The sequence below is a fragment of the Roseibium porphyridii genome (assembly GCF_026191725.2).
Classification (GTDB): domain Bacteria; phylum Pseudomonadota; class Alphaproteobacteria; order Rhizobiales; family Stappiaceae; genus Roseibium; species Roseibium porphyridii.
This window is the reverse complement of the sequence record NZ_CP120863.1, coordinates 2,514,106-2,537,222: the sequence shown is the minus strand read 5'-3', so window position 1 is coordinate 2,537,222 and position 23,117 is coordinate 2,514,106. Positions and strand designations below refer to the sequence as shown.

Annotated in this window: 31 protein-coding genes; 25 read left to right on the top strand and 6 right to left on the bottom strand. The window is 55.0% G+C overall.

Annotated features, from left to right (window positions below; genetic code table 11):
- The first annotated feature begins 94 nt into the window (after positions 1 to 94).
- From K1718_RS11865 to K1718_RS11850, 4 genes are all read left to right on the top strand, one after another.
- On the top strand, positions 95 to 1,069 hold the full coding sequence (locus tag K1718_RS11865) for a sodium:proton symporter (RefSeq protein WP_265684545.1): 975 nt from the start codon (positions 95 to 97) through the stop codon (positions 1,067 to 1,069).
- A gap of 61 nt (positions 1,070 to 1,130) precedes the next feature.
- The gene (locus K1718_RS11860; protein WP_265684544.1) at positions 1,131 to 1,901 is read left to right on the top strand and encodes a DUF2259 domain-containing protein; all 771 of its coding nucleotides are present in this window, start codon (positions 1,131 to 1,133) and stop codon (positions 1,899 to 1,901) included.
- A 118-nt stretch (positions 1,902 to 2,019) separates the two neighbouring features.
- Positions 2,020 to 2,691: a ribulose-phosphate 3-epimerase gene (gene rpe / locus K1718_RS11855; RefSeq protein ID WP_152501113.1), complete on the top strand. Its 672-nt coding sequence runs from the start codon at positions 2,020 to 2,022 to the stop codon at positions 2,689 to 2,691.
- A gap of 172 nt (positions 2,692 to 2,863) precedes the next feature.
- Positions 2,864 to 4,474 (top strand): APC family permease, encoded by a 1,611-nt coding sequence (locus K1718_RS11850; RefSeq protein WP_265684690.1) that lies wholly within the window; start codon positions 2,864 to 2,866, stop codon positions 4,472 to 4,474.
- A 6-nt stretch (positions 4,475 to 4,480) separates the two neighbouring features.
- Here the strand turns inward: K1718_RS11850 and K1718_RS11845 are convergent, their stop codons facing one another.
- Positions 4,481 to 4,963, bottom strand: a complete 483-nt coding sequence (locus tag K1718_RS11845) for an NUDIX hydrolase (RefSeq protein ID WP_152501112.1) — start codon at positions 4,961 to 4,963, stop codon at positions 4,481 to 4,483.
- 153 nt (positions 4,964 to 5,116) lie between these two features.
- Here K1718_RS11845 and purB point away from each other — a divergent pair, with 153 nt between their 5' ends.
- From purB to K1718_RS11830, 3 genes are all read left to right on the top strand, one after another.
- Positions 5,117 to 6,445: an adenylosuccinate lyase gene (gene purB / locus K1718_RS11840; RefSeq protein WP_265684543.1), complete on the top strand. Its 1,329-nt coding sequence runs from the start codon at positions 5,117 to 5,119 to the stop codon at positions 6,443 to 6,445.
- 187 nt (positions 6,446 to 6,632) lie between these two features.
- Entirely contained in the window at positions 6,633 to 7,382 is a 750-nt protein-coding gene (locus tag K1718_RS11835; RefSeq protein WP_265684542.1) for a metallophosphoesterase family protein, read from the top strand.
- A 26-nt stretch (positions 7,383 to 7,408) separates the two neighbouring features.
- Positions 7,409 to 7,963 carry an RBBP9/YdeN family alpha/beta hydrolase gene (locus K1718_RS11830; protein WP_265684541.1) on the top strand — a complete coding sequence of 185 codons (555 nt, stop codon included), beginning with the start codon at positions 7,409 to 7,411 and terminating at the stop codon, positions 7,961 to 7,963.
- Positions 7,964 to 7,971: 8 nt separating this feature from the next.
- Here the strand turns inward: K1718_RS11830 and K1718_RS11825 are convergent, their stop codons facing one another.
- Together K1718_RS11825 and K1718_RS11820 are read right to left on the bottom strand one after the other, a co-directional pair.
- A complete protein-coding gene (locus K1718_RS11825) occupies positions 7,972 to 8,775 on the bottom strand; it encodes an HpcH/HpaI aldolase family protein (protein WP_265684540.1) in 804 nt (267 codons plus the stop codon).
- 167 nt (positions 8,776 to 8,942) lie between these two features.
- On the bottom strand, positions 8,943 to 9,266 hold the full coding sequence (locus K1718_RS11820) for a DUF1476 domain-containing protein (protein ID WP_265684539.1): 324 nt from the start codon (positions 9,264 to 9,266) through the stop codon (positions 8,943 to 8,945).
- Positions 9,267 to 9,576: 310 nt separating this feature from the next.
- Between K1718_RS11820 and purC the strand changes: the two genes are divergently transcribed.
- From purC to K1718_RS11790, 6 genes are all read left to right on the top strand, one after another.
- Positions 9,577 to 10,341, top strand: a complete 765-nt coding sequence (gene purC, locus K1718_RS11815) for a phosphoribosylaminoimidazolesuccinocarboxamide synthase (RefSeq protein ID WP_152501107.1) — start codon at positions 9,577 to 9,579, stop codon at positions 10,339 to 10,341.
- A 311-nt stretch (positions 10,342 to 10,652) separates the two neighbouring features.
- The gene (locus K1718_RS11810) at positions 10,653 to 10,994 is read left to right on the top strand and encodes a hypothetical protein (RefSeq protein WP_265684538.1); all 342 of its coding nucleotides are present in this window, start codon (positions 10,653 to 10,655) and stop codon (positions 10,992 to 10,994) included.
- Between the two features lie 103 nt (positions 10,995 to 11,097).
- A complete protein-coding gene (gene purS, locus K1718_RS11805) occupies positions 11,098 to 11,337 on the top strand; it encodes a phosphoribosylformylglycinamidine synthase subunit PurS (protein ID WP_265684537.1) in 240 nt (79 codons plus the stop codon).
- A gap of 17 nt (positions 11,338 to 11,354) precedes the next feature.
- On the top strand, positions 11,355 to 11,462 hold the full coding sequence (locus tag K1718_RS11800; protein ID WP_265684536.1) for a phosphoribosylformylglycinamidine synthase-associated small membrane protein: 108 nt from the start codon (positions 11,355 to 11,357) through the stop codon (positions 11,460 to 11,462).
- A gap of 16 nt (positions 11,463 to 11,478) precedes the next feature.
- Positions 11,479 to 12,144, top strand: a complete 666-nt coding sequence (purQ, locus tag K1718_RS11795) for a phosphoribosylformylglycinamidine synthase subunit PurQ (protein WP_265684535.1) — start codon at positions 11,479 to 11,481, stop codon at positions 12,142 to 12,144.
- A gap of 21 nt (positions 12,145 to 12,165) precedes the next feature.
- Positions 12,166 to 12,420 carry a DUF2164 domain-containing protein gene (locus K1718_RS11790; RefSeq protein ID WP_152501105.1) on the top strand — a complete coding sequence of 85 codons (255 nt, stop codon included), beginning with the start codon at positions 12,166 to 12,168 and terminating at the stop codon, positions 12,418 to 12,420.
- Positions 12,421 to 12,426: 6 nt separating this feature from the next.
- Here the strand turns inward: K1718_RS11790 and K1718_RS11785 are convergent, their stop codons facing one another.
- A complete protein-coding gene (locus K1718_RS11785) occupies positions 12,427 to 13,230 on the bottom strand; it encodes an AraC family transcriptional regulator (protein WP_265684534.1) in 804 nt (267 codons plus the stop codon).
- Positions 13,231 to 13,340: 110 nt separating this feature from the next.
- Here K1718_RS11785 and K1718_RS11780 point away from each other — a divergent pair, with 110 nt between their 5' ends.
- Complete coding sequence (locus K1718_RS11780) at positions 13,341 to 13,877, top strand: peroxiredoxin-like family protein (protein WP_265684533.1); 537 nt, start codon at positions 13,341 to 13,343, stop codon at positions 13,875 to 13,877.
- A 137-nt stretch (positions 13,878 to 14,014) separates the two neighbouring features.
- On the opposite strand, the gene K1718_RS27530 is transcribed toward K1718_RS11780, so the two are convergent.
- On the bottom strand, positions 14,015 to 14,245 hold the full coding sequence (locus tag K1718_RS27530; RefSeq protein WP_152501102.1) for a DUF1127 domain-containing protein: 231 nt from the start codon (positions 14,243 to 14,245) through the stop codon (positions 14,015 to 14,017).
- Positions 14,246 to 14,347: 102 nt separating this feature from the next.
- Between K1718_RS27530 and K1718_RS11775 the strand changes: the two genes are divergently transcribed.
- From K1718_RS11775 to grxD, 7 genes are all read left to right on the top strand, one after another.
- Entirely contained in the window at positions 14,348 to 15,856 is a 1,509-nt protein-coding gene (locus tag K1718_RS11775) for an aminotransferase-like domain-containing protein (protein ID WP_265684532.1), read from the top strand.
- 77 nt (positions 15,857 to 15,933) lie between these two features.
- On the top strand, positions 15,934 to 16,452 hold the full coding sequence (locus K1718_RS11770; RefSeq protein WP_265684531.1) for a hypothetical protein: 519 nt from the start codon (positions 15,934 to 15,936) through the stop codon (positions 16,450 to 16,452).
- A gap of 7 nt (positions 16,453 to 16,459) precedes the next feature.
- Complete coding sequence (locus K1718_RS11765) at positions 16,460 to 16,906, top strand: hypothetical protein (RefSeq protein ID WP_265684530.1); 447 nt, start codon at positions 16,460 to 16,462, stop codon at positions 16,904 to 16,906.
- A 178-nt stretch (positions 16,907 to 17,084) separates the two neighbouring features.
- Positions 17,085 to 19,283 (top strand): phosphoribosylformylglycinamidine synthase subunit PurL, encoded by a 2,199-nt coding sequence (gene purL / locus K1718_RS11760; RefSeq protein WP_265684529.1) that lies wholly within the window; start codon positions 17,085 to 17,087, stop codon positions 19,281 to 19,283.
- Between the two features lie 44 nt (positions 19,284 to 19,327).
- Positions 19,328 to 19,561 carry a BolA family protein gene (locus K1718_RS11755; RefSeq protein WP_265684528.1) on the top strand — a complete coding sequence of 78 codons (234 nt, stop codon included), beginning with the start codon at positions 19,328 to 19,330 and terminating at the stop codon, positions 19,559 to 19,561.
- Positions 19,562 to 19,663: 102 nt separating this feature from the next.
- Positions 19,664 to 19,795 carry a hypothetical protein gene (locus tag K1718_RS11750; RefSeq protein ID WP_256366686.1) on the top strand — a complete coding sequence of 44 codons (132 nt, stop codon included), beginning with the start codon at positions 19,664 to 19,666 and terminating at the stop codon, positions 19,793 to 19,795.
- Positions 19,796 to 19,800: 5 nt separating this feature from the next.
- The gene (gene grxD / locus K1718_RS11745) at positions 19,801 to 20,136 is read left to right on the top strand and encodes a Grx4 family monothiol glutaredoxin (protein WP_152501096.1); all 336 of its coding nucleotides are present in this window, start codon (positions 19,801 to 19,803) and stop codon (positions 20,134 to 20,136) included.
- A 74-nt stretch (positions 20,137 to 20,210) separates the two neighbouring features.
- Here the strand turns inward: grxD and K1718_RS11740 are convergent, their stop codons facing one another.
- Entirely contained in the window at positions 20,211 to 20,660 is a 450-nt protein-coding gene (locus K1718_RS11740; RefSeq protein WP_152501095.1) for a hypothetical protein, read from the bottom strand.
- Between the two features lie 119 nt (positions 20,661 to 20,779).
- On the opposite strand from K1718_RS11740, the gene K1718_RS11735 reads away from it, so the two are divergent.
- From K1718_RS11735 to K1718_RS11720, 4 genes are all read left to right on the top strand, one after another.
- Positions 20,780 to 21,202 carry a MarR family winged helix-turn-helix transcriptional regulator gene (locus K1718_RS11735; protein WP_152501094.1) on the top strand — a complete coding sequence of 141 codons (423 nt, stop codon included), beginning with the start codon at positions 20,780 to 20,782 and terminating at the stop codon, positions 21,200 to 21,202.
- A gap of 265 nt (positions 21,203 to 21,467) precedes the next feature.
- Entirely contained in the window at positions 21,468 to 21,749 is a 282-nt protein-coding gene (locus tag K1718_RS11730; protein WP_265684527.1) for an antitermination protein, read from the top strand.
- 278 nt (positions 21,750 to 22,027) lie between these two features.
- Positions 22,028 to 22,273 (top strand): hypothetical protein, encoded by a 246-nt coding sequence (locus tag K1718_RS11725; RefSeq protein ID WP_152501092.1) that lies wholly within the window; start codon positions 22,028 to 22,030, stop codon positions 22,271 to 22,273.
- A 32-nt stretch (positions 22,274 to 22,305) separates the two neighbouring features.
- Positions 22,306 to 23,103, top strand: a complete 798-nt coding sequence (locus K1718_RS11720) for a hypothetical protein (RefSeq protein ID WP_265684526.1) — start codon at positions 22,306 to 22,308, stop codon at positions 23,101 to 23,103.
- The last annotated feature ends 14 nt before the right edge of the window (positions 23,104 to 23,117 follow it).

The window sequence follows — 23,117 nt, the reverse complement described above, 5'->3', positions numbered from 1 at the left end:
CACCCGCGCACAACCTTGTGGCTGGTGTTGAAACGCCGGATCCTTTAAGAGGCAAAGACTGCCTGCCCACACACGTTTCAGGAGACAACCTAAAATGATTCGACCGCTGGGGGCAGCTTTGGCATGGATTGGCCGCCATGGATCGGCAGCTCTCACTGTAACCATTTTCATTGGCATGGCCCTGCCAGCGCTTTCCGCCACCTTGCGTCCCTATCTCGGATTTGCGGTCTTCAGTCTGTTGACGCTCGCCTTTTTGCGAGTTGATCAACAGGCCATTCGCCAACGACTTCGCAAACCGGCCCTTTTGCTGCTTGCACTGTTTTGGATGATGCTTGGCGCACCGCTTTTGACCTATGCCTTTATCGAGTTTTCAGGCCTCAAGGAACACGGCTCCGACGTTGCTCTTGCTCTCTACATCGCCACTGCCGCTCCGCCGGTTATGGCTGCACCGGCCTTCATTTATCTTCTCGGTCTCGACGGAACGCTCAGTCTCGCATTATCGGTCGCCGCATTGATTGTCACGCCGCTTACCGCCCCCTTTATTGGCGAACTCATGCTCGGGCCATCCCTGCCCTTGAGCGTCGGGGGGTTGGCAACGCAGCTCTCATTGCTGCTTGTGGGCGCTTTTGCGCTTTCGCTGTTGTTTCGAAAAATTGCCGGCAAGGAGCGCCTCGCGAGATCCGCCAATCATATCAGCGGCTTGAATGTGCTGCTGATGCTCTTTTTCGCGATCGCAGCAATGGACGGTGTCGCTCAGAGTTTCATTGAAAGGCCCTTGTTCACCTTAGGTATCACTGCCCTCACCTTCTGTCTGGCCATTGTTCAAATCGCACTTACGCTGCTGTTGTTTTCTCCTGCAAGCCGGGAAGACGCCTACGCCATTGCCCATACCTGTGGCACGCGAAACATGGGTCTGATGGTGGCTGCCTTCGGCGGTGCCCTGCCGGAGTTTACATTTCTCTGGTTCGCGGTCGGCCAATTCCCGATCTACATGCTGCCTTTGATGATGAAACCGTTTGTCCGCGTGTTTTGCCGGCAGAACGCCAAAACTGTGACGCAGCAGACCTGACAGCTGCGTCTGTTATCCTTATTTCCGAACACACACAGTGTTGAGACGTAAGGAGAATGTCGTGTCCAACCGCAACTGGTTCAGAATTTCGCCCCGGGGCAAGGCTCGCCATTTTCTGGTGGCACTTCTCGCAGGGCTTTTCGTCACACCGGCCGCATCGGCAGGCGATACCGCGGATTTTCAACTCCTTGGCTTTTCCAAGAACGGCGACTTTTTTGCCTTTGAACAATACGGTTTTCAGGACGGTTCAGGCTTTCCTTATTCGGAGATATTCGTGGTCGATGTCATCGGCGACAGCTGGGTGAAACCCTCGCCTTTTCGGTTACGGGACGATTTCGACATTGATCTTGGCAACGCTGCGGATGCCGCTCTCAACGAGACGCGCGCAAAAAACCGGGCAGCCGCACAGCAACTTCTGAAAACGCAAGGCATTGCGGGCAAGGGCAGAACCGTTGGCTTCAATCCCCGCACGGAACTGAATTCCGACCCACACAACATGCTCGTCGCACCGCGTGAGTTTCTTGCTTCCAACGAAAACGCCATTCGCCTGACCCTTACAGAATATCCGCTGCCCTCCGGCGAATGCGCTTCCTATGGTGCTGAAACCAAGGGGTTCCGCCTGGAGATGCTCCATAACGGCGTTGCCCGTACCTTGAACAATGACGCGAGTGTTCCAAAGAGCCGCAAATGCCCACTCGGCTACCGCATCGAACGGATTGTCACGCATTTTCCGGATGAGGCACCGCCGGTCTTCGCGATCCTTATTCAGATGGACAGCCTCGGGTTTGAGGGTCCGGACAGAAGATACCTGGCGATTACCGGACGTCTTTGAGCGTCTAAACCGATTGAGCAACGGCACCTGTCTTGCTCAAGCGCAACAGAAGTGCTAGCGCGGCATCAAAGACTATTTCCGGCCAAGTGACCCCGCTTGACCCGATTGGGAGACCACCATGCCGCGCGACATCAAAATCGCCCCTTCAATCCTTGCTTCCGACTTTTCCAAGCTTGGCCAGGAGGTCCGCGACGTGGTCGAGGCCGGAGCCGACTGGATCCACCTTGACGTCATGGACGGCCATTTCGTTCCCAACATCACCTTTGGTCCGGATGTCATCGCCAAATTGCGGCCTCACACAGACAAGGTCTTCGACACCCACTTGATGATTGAACCGTGTGATCCTTATCTGGAAGCCTTCGCCAAGGCAGGCTCCGATATTATCACTGTACATGCGGAAGCAACCAAGCACCTGGACCGGTCCCTTCAGGCCATCCGTGGTCTTGGCAAGAAAGCTGGCGTGTCTTTGAACCCGGCAACACCGGAGAGCGTTCTGGAATATGTGCTTGACCGGCTGGATCTGATTTTGGTCATGACGGTCAACCCGGGTTTCGGCGGGCAGAAATTCATCGGATCACAGGTCGAAAAAACCCAACGTATCAAGGAAATGATCGGAGACCGGCCAATCGATCTTGAAATCGATGGAGGCGTCACGCCGGAAACAGCACCGCTGGTTGCTGCTGCTGGCGCAAATGTTCTTGTAGCCGGTTCCGCAGTGTTCAAAGGCGGTTCCATTGAGAGCTATTCGCAGAATATTTCTGCGATCAGAACGGCAGCGAAAAACGCCTGAGCCGTATTGAGCTTTTTGGAACCAGTTCTGGCTGAGAAAAAGTTGCTGGTAGAGCGGCATCCCTGCTCGCCAAAATAGTTCCCTATAACTTGCGTCAACCGTCTATCCGTTACGGCAACTCCTCGGCTAAGGTCCTTCAAGGCCTAAGATTGGGGGAATCGTCTTGGCGCATATGCAACGCAGCATTGGCCTGCTCGGTCTTACCTTTGTCGCGATCAGCGGAATTTTGGGGTCCGGCTGGCTCTTCGCGCCGCTGCTGGCTGCACAGGCTGCAGGGCCATCCGCCCTGATCGCCTGGTTGATCGGCGGAATTTCCATGCTGTTGCTGGCTGCAACATTTGCCGAAATCGCGACAATTCTGCCGGTCGCCGGCGGAATTGGCCGGGTGCCGCACTTTTCGCATGGTTCTGTCGTTTCCATGACCATGGGGTGGACGGCATGGGTTGGATACAACACCGCAGCGGCCATCGAAGTGGAAGCCGTTCTGAGATATTCCAAGGGCATGGCTCCCTGGCTCTATGCGCCCGACAGCAACCTGTCGGCGGTCGGTCTTGCCGTCGCCTGTCTGCTTCTGCTGATCTTCACAGTCGTGAATGCATTCGGCGTCAGATTTTTTGCCAGGGTCAACACGGCACTGACCTGGGTCAAGATCATCGTCCCGCTGTCTCTTGCTGCGGTCATTCTCACCTCCGAGTTCCGCATTTCCAATTTCAGCGAATATGGAGGTTTTGCACCAGAGGGCCTCAAAGGCATCTTATCCGCCATCTCCACAGGGGGCGTCATTTTTGCGCTGATCGGTTTTCGCCATGTCATTGATTTGGCGGGCGAGGCCAAAAACCCCAAAGTGAACATTCCACTGGCACTTGTTCTCAGTCTGATGATTTGTTTGATCATCTATGGAGGACTGCAGCTGGCCTTTCTTGGGGCACTGGACCATTCACAATTGCAAAAGGGCTGGCCGGAACTTCATTTCTCGGGCGAATTGGGTCCGCTGGCGGCCTTGGCCACGGCGATCGGTGCTCTTTGGGTTGTCAGCATCCTGGATACAAGCGCCCGCATATCAAGCTTTGCCTCCGCCCTTGTCTCAGTCGGATCCAATGCAAGGCTGGGCCTAGCCATGGCTCAGAACGGACTGTTCCCAAAATTCATGGAAACACTGTCGAACCGCGGAGTGCCTCTCTTTTCCCTGCTGGTGAACTTTGCCGTGGCGTCCCTGTTTTTTGTCGCTTTGCCGTTCAAGGAAATCTTGGCGCTCAATACGTCATCAATCGTCTTTTCCTTCGTGGTCGGACCGGTGGCTGTGCTGGCATTTCGCCGCTTGCTTCCCGAAGCACCCAGAGCCTTTGTTCTGCCCGCTGCACCGATCACAAGCTGTATGGCTTTCATCATCGCCAGCCTGATCATCTATTGGAGTGGCTGGGACACGATGCTGCATCTCAGCATTTGCCTTCTCTTGGGGCTTATCCTTTTGGTGTATCGAGGCAGCAAACTTGGATTTGAAACTCTGGACTGGCGTGAAGCACGGTGGCTGGCGCCCTTCATCATCGGGCTGTTCACTCTGTCGTATCTCGGCTCTTTCGGGGGTGGCACCGGCGTTATACCGGTCGGGCCAGACATTGTTGCCGTGAGCCTGCTTTCCGGGGCGGTCTTCGTTTATGCTTTTCGGTCGCGGCTCAACAAGGAAAAGTTCGACTATTACATCGCAGAGGAAGAGTTGGACGAGTTCTCCGAATATGACGACCCCGAAGACGGGCCTGCCGAGCGCTCGGAGTTCAGGTTCTGATCCAAATCAGCTGAATAGGCGGCCTGACTTGCGTGCGTCCTCCGGCTTCACCAGCCTTTCCCTCAATCCGGTGGGATAAAGCTCCAACTGTTTGGCATCCAGTTCGTCCAGAGTGATCCATTTGGCGGTCGCGACGGTCTCATCGCTCTCTTCAAACGCAATTGTATCTTTCCTGTAGTAGCTGTTGTCCACGAAGTGGGCGTGGCACAGAAAAGCAATCTCGTGGCCGAGCACACCGTGATGCTCGTAGATATTTTCCATCACAAAATAGCTGTCGAGAAGGTCGATCCTGGCGCCAAGCTCTTCCAGGAACTCTCGCTGGAGCGCATCACGCCAAGGTTCGCCGAATTCGACTGTCCCGCCGAGTGGGCGCATCCCCTTGACGCGCCCGGCATCGTCATGGACATCGAACATCAGCAATGCGTCATCCTGCCAGATAAGTGCGAGCGCCTTCACGGATATGGCGTTAGCCGGTCGCCAGATCGCCATCTCGTTCTCCTTAGTCCCGATTGCAGCCTTTCAGAACGGTAAAATCCATATTGTTCCCCGGCCTGCAAGCAAAATCCGGTTGTCTCCATTGAAGGGGCCGCCCCCCTCTGCTATTCCGGCGCCATATTTCTTGAAAATGAGGTCCTGCCAGCGATGATCCCGCGCTACTCCCGCCCCGACATGGTGTCCATCTGGTCGCCGGAATCGAAATTCCGGATCTGGTTCGAGATCGAAGCCCATGCGTGCGATGCCTTGGCTGACCTGGGCGTGATCCCCAAGGAAGCTGCCAAGACCATTTGGGAAAAGGGCGGCAACGCCACGTTCGACATTGATCGGATTGATGAGATCGAGCGCGAAACGAAACACGACGTTATCGCCTTTTTGACCCACCTGGCCGAAATCGTCGGCCCGGATGCACGCTTTGTGCACCAGGGAATGACTTCGTCCGACGTTCTGGACACCTGCTTCAATGTTCAGCTGGTCAAGGCCACAGACATCTTGCTGGACGACATGGACGCACTGCTTGAAGCGCTCAAGCGCCGTGCCATGGAACACAAGGAAACCGTCTGTATTGGCCGCTCTCACGGCATCCACGCCGAGCCGGTCACCTTCGGCCTGAAGATGGCGGAAGCCTATGCCGAATTCGACCGCTGCAAGACACGTCTTGAAGCAGCTCGCGAGGAAATCGCCACATGCGCCATCTCAGGCGCTGTCGGAACATTCGCAAATATCGATCCAAGCGTCGAAGAGCACGTTGCAGAGGCGATGGGCTTGAAGGCTGAACCTGTTTCGACGCAGGTTATCCCGCGTGACCGGCATGCCATGTATTTCGCGACGCTCGGCGTTATCGCGTCCTCGATTGAACGTGTTGCGACCGAAATCCGTCACCTGCAGAGAACCGAAGTGCTGGAAGCTGAGGAGTTCTTCTCCAAAGGCCAGAAGGGCTCATCGGCAATGCCGCACAAACGCAACCCGGTTCTGACCGAGAATCTGACCGGCTTGGCCAGACTTGTACGTGGCTATTCCATTCCAGCCATGGAAAACGTTGCCCTTTGGCACGAGCGCGACATCTCGCATTCCTCTGTTGAACGCATGATCGGTCCAGACGCGACGATTACACTAGATTTCGCATTGGCCCGCCTCACCGGAGTTATCGACAAGCTGATGGTTTACCCGGAGCGCATGATTGGGAACATGGACCGTCTGGGCGGGCTTGTTCACTCCCAGCGTATTCTGCTCGCACTGACCCAAGCCGGTTCTTCCCGTGAGGACGCATACCGCCTTGTTCAGCGCAACGCGATGAAAGTCTGGGACAGCTACCAGGTCGCCGGGGCCGCGTCTGTCGATTTCCTGAGCGAACTCCTGAGCGATGAAGACGTGCGCGGCTATTTGTCAGAAGAGCAAATCCGCGACCGCTTCGACCTTGGCTACCACACCAAGAATGTCGACGTCATTTTCGAACGGGTGTTTGGCGAAGCGTAAACCAGACAGGGGTGTTGGAACCTCAGCGGGCCATGTCCACAAAGAAGGTCATGGCTTGCGCTTTTCAAGACCAGGGTCATTTTAACACCACTCAAAATCGGATCGGCCTTTGCGCAGCCCGGGCAGCGCCGGGCGCTGTGACCGGGCCGTCATTTACGGTGGTTCACAAGACCCACGGAGCGACGAGATGAAAATCGCCGTAGTCTCAGACATTCATGGCAATGTCCTGGCACTGGAAGCCGTCCTCGCAGACATCAAAAAGGAAACGCCCGATTGCGTCGTCAATCTTGGCGACTGCCTTGCCGGCCCCCTGTGGCCCGAAGAGACGGCCGTCATTCTTCGCGAAACCGCGTGGCCGACCGTTCGCGGCAACCATGATCGTTTCATTCTGGATGACCCGGTTGAAAAAATGGGGCCGACTGACCGATTTGCCGCTGAACGGCTCACCACCCCAAGCCTTGATTGGCTCCGAACAACGTCCTCGACGATCAGAATGACCGACGAGGTTCTTTTGGTCCACGGAACGCCGGAAGATGACGATCGCTATCTCACGGAAAAGAACGAAGGACCGAAAGGTCATCAACCGGATGAAAAAACCTTGCTGGCGGAACTGAATGGTGAGCAGGCGCAGGTCGTCTGTACCGGCCACAGTCACATTCCGCGCATCATCTCCCTGCAGTCGTCAGGACAGACACTGCTTAATCCCGGCACCGTCGGGTTCCCGTCTTTCGACAGTCAGCACCCGCGCTACCTCGCAGGAGAAGTTGGCGACAGGCGCGCGCAATATGCGTTGATGACCAGAAACGCCAAGGGTTGGACATTCCAACAGAAATACCTAGCCTATGACAGTGACACTGCTGCGCGGGAAGCTGAAAAAAACGGCAGATCCGGGTGGGCACAGGCCTTTCAGCAAGGTTATTTCGGCCCACTTTCGTAGCAGCAATTTGGCGATCAGGACGATCCATGAAAATTTCAGAAACCGATATTCTGCTCATTCCAGGTTATGGCAAAACGCTCCCCGGACACTGGCTGTTGCGTTGGCGGGACAAGATGCCGACCGCACGTTTAGTCAAGCAGGCCGAGTTGCACACACCGAGCAAAAAAGAGTGGCTGGATACGTTGGTGGGTGAAATTGACGCCGCGAAAAAGCCAGTCGTGCTCGTTGCGCATTCGCTCGGTTGTATCCTTGTGGCCCACGGTGCACATGTCCTGAAGGACAAGATCAAGGGCGCTTATCTTGTGGCTCCATCGGATTGGGACCGTAAGGGCCTTGTGGATGAATTTGATGGCGGCGACTTCAAACCGATCCCGTCAGATCCCCTGCCCTTTGCGACGCATCTGGTAGCAAGCCGGAATGACCCATATTGCGACTACGAGCGGGCGCAGCATTTTTCCAAAGCCTGGGGGACCACTTTTCAAGATGCCGGTGAAGCCGGTCATATCAACCTGGAAAGCGGCCATGGCCCCTGGCCTGAAGGCATGATGTCCTTCGCGCATTTCATGAAAAAACTCGGCTAGGTTACTTCTCAATAACCGAAATCATCCGAGCTGGCAGAAACATATTTTCTGACTTCATCGAGCGCGGCGCTTGCACCTTCGCCGACAAAAGTTCGGTCGATACCGTGCGAAATGAGCCGGAAACCCTGATCTACGGCTTCCTCTACCTTTTCAGCACTCAAACAAAAGATACCGGCAATCTTGCCGGCATCGCGTGCCTTGCGTGCAATCTCGGCGCAGGCATCGGCTGTCTCATCACCGTTCGGATCGAGAGCTGCACCCTTTGATAGCGACAATGACAGATCGCTCGGTCCGACGAAAATTCCATCAAGTTCTTCAACTGAAAGAATGTCGTCCAATGCGTCGATTGCTTCGAGTGTCTCGATCATAGCAAGCGAAACAATGTTTGAATTGGCAGTTTGCAGATACTCGTCAGAAGACTGCCCGGAGAGTGCAGCCGCGCGATAAGGAGACCAACTGCGATCGCCAACCGGTGGGTATTTGATCGACCGGGCGAAGTCGACGGCTTCAGCGTGCGAGTTGATCATCGGTGCGATGACACATTCAGCGCCCATATCCACCAGCCGGCCCGCCAATGCGTTATCACCAACCGGAATGCGCGCGATCCGGTGCGCACCACCCAGCGCAATGGCTGCCAGGGCGTCACACGCAACGCCAAAATCATACATCCCGTGCTGAAGATCAAGCGTCACCGCCGGGTAACCGGCCCTTGCAAACATTTCAGTGAGCATTGGCGCAGCCAGCACGGACCAAGCGGTAATCACCGGATTTCCGGAACGCAGTTTTTCAGCAAGCGATGTAGCTTCAGTCACGGGTGGCCTCCTCTTTGGCAACCATCAAAGCCACGCCTCCCTCGGCATGCAAGTGCACCAAGTGCAAAGACCCGAACTGTCGTAGTTTTTATTCCGCTTTAAACAGAAAAAGCGCCCGCCCGTGTCGGGCAGACGCTCTAAATCGATTGCAGGCTTCCGCGAAGGACTTAACCTTCGTTCTGGATCTGCTCAATTGCCTTATGCATCAACTCGTCCATGGTGCGGCGAATCTGATGATCGGACTGTTCGACATTGTTGCTGTCGAAATCACCGCGGATTTTGCGGAACACGTCTTCGTCGCCCGGCTCGTCAAAATCTGCACGAACAACTTCCTTGGCGTATTCCTCTGCTTTTTCGCCTTCGTACCCGAAGAGCCCTGCCGCCCACAGACCCAGCAACTTGTTGCGCCGGGCGGTTGCTTTGAACCGCAGCTCCTCGTCATGCGCAAACTTGCTTTCAAAACCCTGCTCGCGCTTGTCGAATGTGTTCATATTCATCGTCTCCTGAACTGCGCTTATGCTCTTCTACCCATATGGGGTTGATTTGGTCTCTTGCATATCCCCGTAGGGCGAGCAAATCAACGCAGTACCTTTACGCCTGCGTCAAAAGCATAACAGCCCTGAGCTGAGGGCGAAAAACATAAGATTGTACTTTTCGCCCTCTTCGGGTAAGTTCCGCGCCGCAAAAAAGGGATTGCGGCCGGCGACACCAGCCGGTTGACGGGAATCGTCCCGGCAAGATGATGGACCCGGTTCGCTGGTCCCCTTTCCGATGGAAATTCAAGAAGATACGGAATCGCTCATGAACCGCCGCCGGCGCATTTATGAAGGAAAAGGCAAGATTCTCTATGAAGGTCCGGAACCGGGAACACTGGTTCAGCACTTCAAGGACGACGCCACGGCCTTCAACAACAAGAAACACGAGATTGTTGACGGCAAAGGCGTGCTCAACAACCGTATTTCCGAATTCATCTTCAATCATCTGAATGCCATTGGCATTCCGACACACTTCATTCGCCGCATGAACATGCGCGAGCAGTTGATCCGTGAAGTGGAAATCATTCCGCTGGAAGTGGTTGTTCGCAATGTAGCAGCCGGTTCGATCGCCAAGCGCCTTGGTCTTGAAGAAGGCACCCAACTGCCGCGGTCCATCATCGAATTCTACTACAAGAATGACGAGTTGGACGATCCGATGGTCGCCGAAGAGCATGTCACCGCATTTGGCTGGGCAACTCCACAGGAACTGGATGACATGATGGCGCTCGCCATCCGGGTCAACGACTTCCTGTCCGGTCTCTTCCTGGGGGTCGGCATTCGTCTTGTGGATTTCAAGATCGAATGCGGGCGGCTGTTCGAAGGTGACATGATGCGGATTGTTGTCGCGGACGAGATTTCTCCCGACAGCTGCCGTCTCTGGGATATCGAGACCAACGACAAGATGGACAAGGACCGCTTCCGCCGCGACCTGGGCGGAATGCTGGAAGCCTACCAGGAAGTCGCCAAGCGCCTCGGCATCATGCTTGGCAATGAACGCCCGGTCGGCTCCGGCCCAACGCTGGTTCAATAACACCTGCTGCAAATTTGGCACAGGTTAAACTGGAAATTCACAATCGGACCTAGCGTCACGGTTGCATCAAAACCAGAAGCCCACTATTACGCCCCCTTGGCAACAACGGGGGCGTTTTGTTTATGAATTTTCAGATAGTTAAACGAGTTACGAGTGCAATTCTGATTTGCGGCTTCCTGGCTGCGTGTCAAACAACTGGTCTGACGCCCGGTAGCGTCGAAACGCGTTTTCCAGTTACGGGTTGGGAAAAGGCCCAACGAGGCAGCAACACGATCTATGTTTGCACGGTCTGCAAATCACTGGAGATTATCGTGACTGGGCCGGCCAAAGTGACCGGAAATGCCGAAAGCGCAGTTCGCGCGGATATTCTAAGCGTGGGTCTTTTGTCCGAAATCGATAAGAGCGTTGCGCGACTTAGCAAGGGCGCTATCAAGGTCCAGTCCAGGCGAAAGATCGCAACCCGGACCTATAGCGGATTTGAATTTGTATATCGGATTCAAGCACCCGGAAAAAAACCACTCTATATGGCTGCACGCTCTATCATCCAAAGAGACAAAGGCATGCAAGTGAGTTCCTATGCGGTTTCTGCAACCAAGGCGAAAGCAAACCTCAGAAAATTCATGGCAAACACAACAATAAAACGTCTTCCATAATTCGCAGCTTTTCGAGCCTCAGCACTTTCACTCACAGGGCTCCTCGTGTATGGGGAGCCCTTAACATTCGTAGTAGGCATTACCCAAAGTGGGGTTCGGAAAAATGAAAGCACGCGTGATCGTCACCTTGAAAAACGGTGTTCTCGATCCTCAGGGAAAAGCTATCGAAGGTGCTCTTGGGGGCCTTGGATTTGACGACGTCGGCTCCGTGCGTCAAGGAAAGGTCTTTGACGTTGAGCTGAGCGGATCCGACGAGGACACTGCCAAGGCGGAGCTGGAACAAATGTGTGAAAAGCTTCTTGCCAACACCGTTATTGAGAACTACGCGATCGAGATCGCCTGAAGCAAGAGCTCTTGCCCATGGATGAAGACACGCGCAAGGCCGTAATGTTCATGGCCGTAAAAGCTGCCATCTTCATCCTGGTGCCAGCTCTTGCTGCCATCATCGCCGTTCTTGTCCTGCTCTAGATATCGGGATTGCCAAATGAAATCCGCCGTCATTGTTTTTCCGGGCTCCAACCGCGACCGCGACATGTTTCACGCGCTGGAGCTGATAACCGGTTCGCGTCCGCAGCATGTCTGGCACACCGAGAGCACGCTGCCAGATGTTGACCTCGTGGTCGTTCCCGGCGGCTTTTCTTATGGGGACTACTTGCGCTCCGGTGCAATCGCCGCCCGCTCCCCCATCCTGAAAGACCTGGTTGCCAAAGCCAACAGCGGCGTTGCCGTCCTTGGAGTGTGCAATGGGTTTCAGATCCTGACAGAGGCAGGTCTGCTGCCTGGCGCGTTGATGCGTAATGCTGGTCTCACCTTCGTCTGCAAGGACGTTTTGATGGAAACGGTCAACAACGCGACTCGCTTCTCGTCCAAGTTCCAGAAGGGACAGGTCTGGCGTTGCCCTGTCGCCCATCATGACGGCAACTATTTTGCTGACGAGGAAACACTGAGCGCAATTGAAGACAACAATCAGGTCGTCTTCCGATATGCCGAAGGAACAAACCCCAACGGATCGATCAACAACATTGCAGGCATTACCAATGCGGCCGGCAATGTGCTCGGAATGATGCCGCATCCCGAAAACCTGGTAGAGTCCTTGCACGGTGGGTTGGACGGGCGTCTGTTGTTCGAAAGTCTTCTGACAGCAGCCTGATCCGAAAGCAGGGAGACCGGTATGAGCGATCTGGAACTGGACAATGACACCAGGTCGCGCCTTGCGGACCTGATAAGGGACTATCTCAACGACGAGCTCGACACGGATATAGGCAACATGGATGCCGATCAGCTGGTCGGCTTTCTTGTCCCGACGCTCGGCGCTCACTTCTACAATCAGGGCCTCAAAGATGCCCAAGCGCTCTTTGCCCGCAAGGCGGACGATGTGACCGATGAGCTTTATGCCATGGAAAAGCCCGTCAAGGACCGCGACTAAGCGCTCTTAGGCCGCCTGACTGCGACGCTGTTTGGGCGGATAGCCGAACCGGCGGGAAAATGCCCTGGAAAACGCAGCCGGGCTGGCAAAGCCGCACATGTTGGCAACGGACTTGACCTGACGCCCTGCTTCAAGTTCCGCTCTGGCAATATCCAATCTCCAGGTAGCCAGGTACCCCATTGGTGTGGCACCCACCAGTTCCTTGAAGGTGACAGCGAACTGCGTCCTGGACATTCCGGCGGTTTCCGCCAGCTTTTCAAGCGTCCAGCCTTCACCTGGCGCTTCATGAATTGCCACAAGCGCCGAGGCAATGCGCGGATGTGCAAGTCCGTTCAAGAGACCCGTATCGGCTTTGCCCTGCTCCATTGCGTGGCGCAGCAGCCTGATCACCACAACTTCACACAGACGCTCAAACGCAGCTTGCCCCCCGCAGCGAGGTAAAGTTGCCTCCTCAATCAGCGGCATGACCACGGCCGTCAGATAAGGCTCTTCGCTCAGTGGTACGGAAATAATGTCCGGCAGGGCGTTGATCAGCTGCTTTCCAACACCTGAAATCGCAATATTCGCGGCCACCAGAGGGGTTTCGCCGGCACGGGCAGTCAGTTCCGCAGGCTCACAGGGTTCATTTTCCACCAATGGACTGAAGACAAGACGCAACGAGCGATCCTTGCTTACAAAAATCTTGAAATTGGCGCTTTGCTCTTCGGAGCCACCGACAAGCGCATTGCTGACCTGAACCCGAAGTCTGTCGATCAAAGAAGACAGCCGATCAAGCTTGCCATTGAAAGAAGTGCGATAAGGAACAGCCATTTCCGTACTCTTGATCAACTTTTCGGAATGTTTTCTTTTCAATCGTTCACTATGTTTACGGTATCCAAGGGCAGATGTGAAGTCTTGCCCCTACCCTAAGAGAGGTAAGAATGCTCATTCCACGCCAGTCCGTTCCGGAGTTGAAAGTAGAAACACTGACTTCCGGCCACTTCGATCTCGCGGCAGACGGTTCAGAATTCGCGACACTGGTCGTGTTCTATCGTGGCCTGCACTGCCCGATCTGCGCCACCTATTTGAAAGAGCTCGGCCGCCTGACGCCTGAATTCGCACAAAAGGGCGTCAAAACAATCGCCATTTCTTCTGACACCGAAGAGCGCGCGCAGCAGATGGCCGACAAGGTCGGCACACCAGATCTGCGGTTCGGCTACGGACTGTCGCTGTCCGTTGCCAATGAATGGGGACTTTATATCTCCACAAGCCGGGGCAAAACCTCAATTGGCATTGAAGAGCCCGCACTCTTCTCCGAGCCGGGCGTATTTCTTGTGAAGCCTGACAACACTCTCTATTTCGCATCGGTTCAGACGATGCCGTTCGTCAGACCGCATTTCCAGGAAATGGTCGGCGCACTCGACTTCGTACAAAAGAACGACTACCCGGCACGCGGTGAGTACACCGGCGCAGTCTGACACACAGATCTTTGACAAAAAAATGCCGGACACGTGGGCTGCACCGTGTCCGGCATTTTTGCAGATACCTTGGGTTCGGGACCATATCGTGACCGCCGGGGGCAGCGACCATCGGGTCTCGATCTCAGCACCTGCAACTAGCGTGGAAAACGCTCGCTATCCCAAAAGGGCCTGCCAGCCTCCGCGCGGACCGCTTCCCGGCTGAGGCCCAGATCCACCAACGCCGAATCTGGAAGATCTTGAAGTTGCTGACGCGTCCGGTAGCTTTCAAACCAGAGTGACAATCTGGTTTTCACAGCCTTTGCAATTCCCCTTCCAAACGACTGCCAAACGATTGGTCGTCCATAAATTGTCTCTATTGAACTCATTTGACACCTCTTAAGGGTAACAATTCCACTTAATTCTTGTATTGTAGCGCTACAATCATATGAATTGACTCCTTTTGAGATGCAATATAGAAAATTGTCACCATGACAAATTGGCATCCTCAAATCCCAGATGGCCGTGGCCCTCTCTACATCCGCCTTGCAGACAAGATTGCAGACGACATTGCGACTGGTGTGCTGGGTGCCGGCGCTAAACTGCCGCCACAAAGAAACCTTGCCTATGATCTGGGCGTGACCGTTGGCACCATCGGTCGCGCATACGCGACAATACGGCAGCGAGGACTGGTTAGCGGAGAAGTCGGTCGAGGCACTTTTGTGCTCGGCAGTGGTCCTTCAGAGATCCTCGTGGAAAACACCAAACCCGATCTGTCTGCCGACGACGGGCGCCCAAGTTCTCCCGCACCGTCGTCGCAGGGTGCATCCTGGGTGCAATCTGCTATGGCAGCCCCAATCGATACAGCCTTCGCAGGAACGCGCATTACGGTTCCTGCACCTGAAACAATTCGCTTTGACAGCACGTCAGCACCGGAAGTCGGTCAGGCGGACACCATTCAGCGGCTGACCACCGGCATCGCCAAAGACAAGCCTTACGAAATTGCGAGCTATACACGCTCGGTGCCGGACAGTTGGCGTCAGGCAGGCTGCCTTTGGCTTGCCCGCGGCGGCTGGCAGCCCCCGGAAGGCAGCATTGTCCCGACGACAGGTGCACAAGCTGCAATCATGGCTATCATCGCGGCAACCACCGCCCCCGGTGACCAGGTGGTGTTTGAGGACCTGACCTACAGTTCCATCGCGCGCGGTTCCGCTCTGTCCGGTAGGCCGTCTGTTCAAGTTGCACGCGATGACGAAGGCCCTATCCCGGATGACCTCGCACGTGTGTGCGCTCAAAAGCATCCCAAAGTCATCTTCTTGATGCCAACGATGCACAATCCAACCACTGCACTGATGAGAGATGACCGGCGGCAGGAAATTGTCGCCATTGCCCGCCAGTTCAATCTCTGGATCATTGAGGATGAAGTCTACGGCTCATTGCGGGAAGCCTCGCAAAGCCCCCTCGCCGCTCTTGCGCCGGAGCGCACGTTCCATGTGGGCTCCTTGTCGAAATCTGTCACTGCAGGTGTCCGAGGCGGTTGGGTCTCCAGTCCACTCTCTCATGCCCAGCGGATCTACACAGCCCACAAGATGCTGACTGGCGGTATTTCCTTTCTGCTTGCAGAGTTGTCATCTCGTCTCGTCCTGTCCGGAGCCGCCGATGACTTCCGCAAGAAAGTCTTGGCCGAGATTGCTGCCCGCCACGCACTGGTGCATCAGTATCTTGGATCATATGGCCTTCAAGGAGGCGCTGATGCGCCGTTTTTCTGGCTCAAGCTGCCCGAACCCTGGCTCTCCGGAACCTTCAAGACAGCGGCAGCGGCCGCTGGTGTGCTGATCGACGATGAAGACGAGTTCAAGTCCGGTCGCTCAGGTCAGGTTTATCACCGCGCCAGGGTCGGTTTCACCAATCCTTTGACGCGCAAGGAAACGGAGGCCGGGCTCTCGTCGCTGCAGAACCTCCTTGAGGACAACGGTGCATGCTACGATAGCTTCGAGTAGGTTCAGGCAGGGTTGATGAAGGCGGCCGGGACCGTTGCAGCCCTATCCACTCAGGTGCTCGACAAGAAGGGACAGCAGTGACACGGTCAGGATCATCTCACCGTTGGGCGGTTTTTGCCTTTGTCGCTGCTGCAGTTTACTGCGCCAGCGTTTTTGCTGCTGTTTATCGTCATAACCAGACCGTTCTGGCAAAGGCGGATTTCGCTGAAATCACCGGTGGCGGGTTCATCTACAACTACCGGATTGCCGACATTCGCAGCGGGATCACCGTGGGGCTTGTCAAACCGCTCCCACCCGGGACACGCCTTCTGGCTGAATTTGAGGACCCTGCGGGCGGAACGATCGAATTGGAACAGACGGTTACCGCTGCAAAGCGGAACTACAAGTTCGAAACACCGTCTCTTACGGACGTGGCTGCGGACCGCGAGTATCTCGCTGTCCTTACGGTGATTGACGGAACCACAGGTGCGGAAATCGAGCGGCACCAAACGTCTTTAAAAAGCAGCGTTGCGCCAAGGTCCATGCCTTCCAGACCGCTCACAATCGGGCCCGGATATCACCGGAACCCGGACACGAATTCACTCCAAGACGGATAGGACAAGCGTGACCGACAGTGCTCTTCTCATTCTGATCGTGCCGGGTTTTTTCCTGTGCTTCGGGCTGCTCTGGTCGCTTATTGTCTTTCTGATCAGCCGGCTTGGTGGGTGGTCACGCCTGTCCCGGCTCTATCCGGGCAATCGGCCCCCGCCAGGGCAGAGCTGGCGCTGGGGCAGCGCAAGTTTCGGACTGTTTGCAAGCTACCGAAACTGTCTGGACATCACGCTCTCGAATGCGGGCATTTATCTGCGGCCGGTCATCTTCTTCAGAATAGGCCATACCCCGATCCTGATCCCCTGGCACGCCATTGCCAGCGCACGGCGCAGCGATCTGCTGATTACCAAGGCCATCCGGCTTGAGATCAAGGATCCCGAAACAGGTGCTACCCGCAAGCTGAGCTTTTACGGCTCAAACCTCGCCAATGCGATCGAGAGCGGCCTTGGCATGGCCTGACGGTCTGGAGACACGATTTTTGTGCCAAAGATTGCCTTGCCGGGGATCAATCAGGCTATCCTCCACAAAGTTTTGCGCGCACTCTCCCCATTTCCTGGACAATCTGCTAAACGGCGGCATCAACGCCTGCCCGCGTCCTTGCGGCCCAGATTCTGCGGTCCCAAAATACTGGAACGTCATGATCCCGAACGACATCAAGATCACGCCCGACCTGATTGCTTCCCACGGCTTGAAACCGGATGAGTATGAGCGCATCCTGGAATTGATTGGCCGGGAACCGAGCTTCACAGAACTCGGCATCTTTTCCGCCATGTGGAACGAGCATTGCTCTTACAAATCCTCCAAGAAATGGCTGAAGACACTGCCGACGGATGGACCGCGCGTTCTTCAAGGTCCGGGAGAAAATGCCGGTGTCGTCGATATTGGCGACGGCCAGGCCGTGGTCTTCAAGATGGAAAGCCACAACCACCCGTCCTACATCGAACCTTATCAGGGGGCCGCGACAGGCGTCGGTGGTATCTTGCGGGACGTTTTCACCATGGGAGCGCGCCCTGTTGCAGCCATGAACGCCTTGCGTTTCGGTGAACCGGATCATCCGCGTACAAAGCACCTGGTGTCAGGTGTTGTCTCGGGCGTCGGCGGCTACGGCAACTCGTTCGGCGTTCCAACAGTTGGTGGCGAGGTCGAATTCCACGCCCGTTACAACGGCAATTGCCTGGTAAATGCTTTTGCTGCGGGTCTTGCCAGATCTGACGCGATTTTTCTCGCAAAGGCCGAAGGTGTCGGTCTTCCCGTCGTTTATCTTGGTGCCAAGACCGGCCGGGACGGCGTTGGCGGTGCAACAATGGCATCTGCTGAATTCGACGATACCATTGATGAAAAGCGCCCAACTGTTCAGGTCGGTGATCCTTTCACGGAAAAATGCCTGCTGGAAGCCTGTCTGGAGCTGATGGAGACAGGTGCCGTCATTGCCATTCAGGATATGGGTGCTGCTGGCTTGACCTGCTCCGCAGTTGAAATGGGCGCTAGTGGCGACCTTGGCATCGAACTTGACCTCGACAAGGTTCCCGTACGCGAAGAGCGCATGAGCGCCTACGAGATGATGCTGTCTGAGAGCCAGGAGCGCATGCTCATGGTACTGAGGCCCGAAAAGGAGCATGAAGCCGAAGCCATTTTCAGGAAATGGGGATTGGACTTTGCCATTGTCGGCATCACCACCGACACGCTCCGCTTCGTGGTCAAACATCAAGGTGACGTGGTGGCTGACCTGCCCATCAAGAAACTGGGCGATGAAGCGCCGGAATACGACCGCCCTTGGATCGAACCGAAGAAACGACCCGTTTTGAATGCGTCCGACATTGCAGAACCGGAAGACTATGCAAAAGCGCTGACCACTTTGGTCGGCAACGCCAACGGGTCTTCACGTCGCTGGGTCTATGAGCAATACGATACGCTGATCCAGGGCAACACGGCCGAAACGCCTGGTGGCGATGCCGGTGTCATTCGCGTTGAGGGATCACGCAAGGGTCTTACTTTCTCGGTCGATGTTACCCCACGCTATTGCGAAGCCGACCCCTTTGAAGGTGGTAAGCAGGCCGTCGCGGAGGTTTGGCGCAATCTGACTGCCGTCGGGTCCGAGCCGCTTGCCGCAACCGACAATCTCAATTTCGGCAACCCTGAAAAGCCTGAAATCATGGGGCAGTTCGTCGGCTGCATCAAAGGCATTGGCGAAGCATGCCGAGAACTGGATTTTCCCATCGTTTCCGGCAACGTCTCTCTCTATAACGAAACCCACGGCGAAGCGATATTGCCGACCCCTGCCATTGGCGGCGTCGGACTGTTGCCGGACGTCACCGTGCGCGCCGGTACAGCCTTTGCCGAGGAAGGTGATGCAATCCTTGTCGTAGGTGGGCCTGGCACTCATCTGGGTGCCTCACAATATCTTGCCGATGTTCTGGGCCGCGAAGAAGGAGCACCTCCTCCAGTTGACCTGGCTGCGGAAAAGCGGCGCGGAACGATTGTTCGTCAACTCATCGGTGCAGCTCGGCTATCCGGAGTTCATGATATTTCTTCCGGCGGCCTGGGTGTTGCCCTTGCAGAAATGGCAATTGCAGGTGGACTTGGCGCAAATGTCAGGATCGATGGCCCAGCCCATGCGGCCCTTTTCGGCGAAGATCAGGGACGCTATGTGCTGACGGTTGCACCAGACAAGGTCGAAGCTGTGCTTGAAGACATTATCGATGCCGGTATTGAGGTTCAGCAAATCGGGAAAACTGGTGGTGATGATTTGACTGTTGAGGGTGTTCTCACCATATCCGTTGCAAACTTGAAAAAAGCACACGAAGATTGGTTCCCCGATTACATGGCGACAGCTTAATATTGCCTGAGTTTCAGGAACCAATACAAAAGGACTGATGCACGATGCCGATGAACGCAAATGAGATCGAAACACTGATCAAAGAGGCATTGCCCGATGCTCAGATTGAGATCCGGGATTTGGCTGGCGACGGCGATCACTACGCCGCAAATGTTGTCTCTGAATCGTTTAGAGGCAAAAGCCGCGTTCAACAGCATCAACTGGTGTACGAGGCCCTAAAGGGCAACATGGGCGGCGCGCTGCACGCTCTTGCCCTGCAGACAAAGGCCCCGGACTAGGTTTGATGGCAAACCGATCGGAACGATTGCCGCTTAATTGGTTTGCCCCTTGAATTTACCGCCTGTCGACGACAGATAGACGGCAAAGTGGACGGAGAAAGAATGATCTGGCTTCTTCTCGCAACCGCTCTTCTGGCGATGCTGATCATGGAAGTTCGTATCTGGAGAGCCGTGACTGGATTGATTTATCGCACCGGCCGTCAACTGGTCGCGCCGGCGAAACAAAAGGACTGACGAATATGAGCATCCAGGATTGGATCAAGAACGAAGTCGACACCAACGATGTTGTTGTCTTCATGAAGGGTACACCGAATTTTCCGCAATGTGGTTTTTCCGGCCAGGTTGTTCAGATCCTTGACTATGTCGGTGCCCCGTACAAAGGCATCAATGTTCTTGAAGACGACGAACTGCGTCAGGGTGTGAAGGACTTCACCAATTGGCCGACCATTCCGCAGCTCTACGTCAAAGGCGAGTTTGTTGGTGGTTGCGACATCATTCGCGAAATGTTCCAGAACCAGGAACTGCAAGGCCTCTTCACCGACAAGGGTATTGAGACCACTCAGCAGACGGCATAAGCTAAATCAGTTTCTGATGAACTGACCTTAAGGGGCGGATTTTCCGTCCCTTTTTTGTTTTTCCCCTGACTTACTCAAACACCTTTGACGGTTCGCCGCAGCGGTATCCAAACCCAAAAGCTCAACAGGACCGCCGACCCTGAAACAATCGTCATGAGCGTGCCGGGGAAAAACCGAACAAAGCCGGGAATGTCCACGAACAGCAAGTAACCTATGTCGGCCATACCACCGACCAGCGCAGTGACCCAGATGGCCGTGAGGTTGCCACGCCATATGAACCATGATCCAAGAATTGTGACCAACCCGAACCAAAGCAGGTTCCAGCCATGCTGGTTGAGTATCCCCTCAACAGCCGGGTGATAACTGGAACGTAACAGGCCCGATTGAACCGCATCGGCGATCGCGGCAAATCCTTGAGATGCATCCGTGGTGAGCACGACAACACCTGCAAATGCGTGTACAAGACCCCAGACGATCCAAAGGACCGCAGCCAACTTCAGTAAAATTCGTTGTGTCTCAGTCATGATCCTACGCCTTGCAACAACAGCCCGAGCCAAATGTGTCGCCTTGGCATCAGTGGGCAACCTCTCAATTAAGTTGTCATTATCAACTATAATTAGTGGACTTAGTCAACAAATTACGTATGCCTGATATCGAAATTGCAAATCTCACGGACCGGTTCATGCGCCGCATTCACCTGTCACTGAATGCACGCTCATCTGAGTTTGATCGTCATCAGCTGGGCCCTGCGGGAGGTGTTCTGCTTCTCACACTGGCCGAGATGGAACCTGTGCGGCTGCATGAACTGGTTGCCCGAATGAACCGGGACAAGTCGCAAATGACGCGCGCGGTCAAGGTTCTGGAAGCCAAGGGACTAATCGACCGAGTTCCGGACCAGAGCGACGCCCGCGCAAGCGTCCTTTCTTTGACGTCCCAGGGCCAGGAAGCGGTTGCCGAACTGCAGCAGGCGGTTGCCGACACGCTTGCAGACATTCTGGAGCCGCTCTCCAAGAGCGAGCAGGAGCAGCTACGCGCACTCTTGAAGAAAATCCAATCTCCGCTCTAGGGAAATGAAGATTTCCCGGGCCACCGACCTAAGTCGGCTCGACTTCGCGTTTGGCGATAAACCGCGAAAAATCACACGTTATCCAACGCAAACCCGAATCGAATTTGGCCAAATTTGGCCGATTGTTCGGCAAATGTTAGCGAATCACCTAAGCTGAACGTCAGGTGAATGGGGATTTCAGTGAGAGTACAGGTGTGTTCCGCCATTTTCCGACCATATCGCAGGGCCTGCCGAAACGGTGGGCCGGGAAATGGGACCGGGGATTATGAACAAGTTTGCCTTTGCAACCACCACCACTTTCGCGCTGGCTCTGGCCGGGCTTGGCTTTAGCTTGTCGGGTGGGTCGATCACCGACAGCGAGCTGCGGCGTGTCGACTGCCAGGCCATCACCATGTTCACTCCCACCCAAAACAAAAGCGCCGAAGAACTCTGCGCAAATTACGGTGGTGTTGCCCAGAACGACGCGGAGCCTAGCAAGCAAGGCTTGGTAATTCTGGTACGCAACCAACCAATGGGCGGCTTCCACGGCGAGAAAACCGTCCGCTGAACCGGAAAAAAGATCTTTTTTATTCTGTAGTCTCAGTCAGGAAATCACTCTCCATACAATCTGGATAGTTGGCCAACGGTGCTTTGATGAGCTGTTCAAACCGGTTCTCAACGCCGATCGCCTTTGACAGATCAAGCGCTCTCCACGAATTGCCTTCTACAATTCAGCCGTGCACTTTCGAAAAACAATTCAACCATTGACAGCACTTCCTGCTGGAAACATAGTTAATTTTGTTAAGTGTAAATTTTAATTGACGCTACCAGAAGGGGAATTCTCTGATGCACAAGACAATTAGAACAACGAAGCCACTTACAAAGGTCAAAACCGCAGCGCCTGCCTCCATGGGTGGTGGGGTCGCGCCGGTTACTCTCAAACCGCTTTCGCGCAGCAGCATGGGCGGCGGTATCGCGCCTGTAGTGAAGCCATCTGCAAAGGCATCGATCGGAGGGGGCTTGGCACCTGTTAAAGTCAAAATGAGTTCCCGAAGCTCAATGGGTGGCGGTGTCGCGCCTGTGCGTATCTGATTGAACGGATCCTCCGGCGAATGGACAAAACCATGACTGTTTCCACCACTGTCGGAGGATCTGTACCGGAAACAGAAAGCGAGGCAGTGCTCCGCTTTACGAAGGCTTTCCCATCAGCGCCGGATATCCGGCGAGCGGAAAAGAGCGCAGCAGGCACTATGCCTGCAGCGGCCTTTCAATACTGCCAAGCCATGCGGGAAGCTTCCTCCTTTGGATGGTATGTTTATCCTCCAAAGGACATCCACCTTCTTTTCGATGGAAAAGAGAGCTTCTTTTACGAAGACGATCAATGGTATCCGGTTAAATCAACCAACTTCGAGGATGAGGATTTCAGGCAACATTGGGAGGAGAATGCTCCTGAGGACCTGCGTGATCTGGACCCGCCTTATTTATCTGAACTCTTCGTTCCCGGCTCGATTCAGATTTGGTCTGGCTATTTTGTCAGTTCTCGAGCTGGCTGGAGTACGCTCATTAGACCTCCGGTCAACTATGACACGCGCAGCGCTTTTGTCTGCTATGAAGGCCTTGTCGAGACCGATCTCTTTCAACCCTGTCCGCTTTTCATCAACATCAAGCTCCTGACGACGGGGCAAGAAATCTACATTCCGCATTTCAAGCCGTTGTTTCAAGTCCAGCCAATTGAGCGAGCCTGCTACCAGGACGCCGCGCTCAAGACAGAAATTCAGGAAACTCTCGGCAGACCCGATCAACCCTTCGACTGGAATGGTTTTCGTGGAACCGTTCGCGACATGACACAGCGTGACAGTCATCGTCCTGGTGGATATGGCGCTGCGACGCGCCGTCGCAAGAAGGCAGGCACTGAGGAATGAAACGCGAATTTGAG